We start from the raw sequence: 1,666 nt of genomic DNA, 5'->3' as shown, positions 1-1,666 counted from the left end.
CGGCTGCTTCATCTTTCATCATCCCCAATCAACTAAGGGGAAATGAAATCACAGAGGAACCCTCCACCTCACAGTCTTGCCAGAGACCATACGCTCAATCGGCCTCAGACAATGGGCTCATATAGATCAAAGAAGATAGCTGTTGGTATTACGCCGCCGCGTAGCAATCCAGCAGGTGACAGCCCCCGATCTGCTCAAAACGCAGATCGAATGCTACCTCAAAAAACTGAAATCAGGCGAAAGAGCAGTCAATCAAAGGTTTTTCGAAGCATTCATCTCCTCATCATTACGCTGAGAAAATTCTCATTCAAATTCCATTCTTTTTATGGGGTGATCACCATATTTTATTCGAATTTATAATATGTTGGCCAAATATTCACCAAGCTTTCTATAAAAACCTCTTTTGAAATGTGTAGAAGTTATAGCTTCTTCTGGACTTTCGATGAATTTATCTATATGTATAATTTCTACGTTTTCGTAGTTTTTTACTATATCGTTTTGCCATGTATTAAAAAGCTGATGTTGTGCTTTAACCCAAGAAAATTCCACAGGAATATTTTCTAAAGCACCTAACAAAAATACTTTGGTTGAGGAAGGAAATTTTCTGATAATCGAACAGACGTTGTCTTTAAATGTTCCTTCATCTGATGTTCCTTTGTACTTTAGATTAGCTTTGGCAAAACGAAAATTGCGAATACATATTTCTGTGGCACCACGCTCCCAAATTTCTGTTTCGTAAAAATTTTCAATATTCGCATGACCGAGATTAGTAGGAGATATAGGCATTTCGTAACCTCTCCCGACAACTTCATACAAACTATAAAACATATCAGTCCAAAAACTAAATACCGCCACATCTATATTGTCTGGAGAGATATTAATCTGAAAATCTGAAGATTCATAACCAAGTTGTTTCAGAAAAAGAAAATCATCATCAGTCATCCCATTGAAAGTTCTACGGACGAGAGAAGAGTGGTCCCGACGGATTTCCGAACTTTCACGGGCAGTATTAAGATGTAAAATAGTATTCTTGTAATTATGATGCACATAGTGGGCAACGCTATCAAGATCACATCCGCCACATAAGAGAATTGTCCGAGTAGATGCAATAGGTAATTTTTCTGTACTCTGAGTAGAAACCCAGCGCTTAACCCAATCTATTTTTTTATTTTGATCATGTAAGTCTGTTAAGACTTCACCATGAATAGCGATAGATGGGCATCCTAATTCACGATATAACCATAACTCCACGAACATACCTAGAGTTCGACAAGAAAAGCAAAAATAATCAAGTCTATTATAACCCGCTCCACGTGCCTGCAAGAAGAAGCCAACATAACCATAGTCACCATATTTGTCACGGACATGTACTAATCCTGCATGACGATCTGGATGAGACAACTCTTCAGAAATTACTCTTTTCGCATCTTCTTTATTTTCTGGTAGGCGTTTTTTAATAAAATTTAATTGATTTGTTCTATTAATTAGCTCAATAACTCGATCTATATGCGCTTCAACATTATAATCAATTTCAACTGTTATATGGCTTTCACGTAAAAAATTGTCTGTATCTCCTTTGCTATTTAGAATCTCGCCATGTTTCTTCTCCAATAATTTATAATCATTTAACCGATTAAGTCTAAAATCATCTTTCCCAGAAAATCTT

At 36.6% G+C, this 1,666-nt stretch carries 1 protein-coding gene; it reads right to left on the bottom strand.

All coding sequences use genetic code 11. The features are described 5' to 3' along the window. Positions 1 to 354 precede the first annotated feature (354 nt). Positions 355 to 1,666: hypothetical protein (locus tag HK11_RS12410; RefSeq protein WP_198943267.1), on the bottom strand; the 1,312-nt coding region annotated here is incomplete at its 5' end.

The organism is Acetobacter sp. DmW_043 (genome assembly GCF_002153485.1).
GTDB lineage: Bacteria > Pseudomonadota > Alphaproteobacteria > Acetobacterales > Acetobacteraceae > Acetobacter > Acetobacter thailandicus.
The sequence above is the reverse complement of the archived record's forward strand: the minus strand, read 5'-3'. Positions and strand labels throughout refer to the sequence as shown.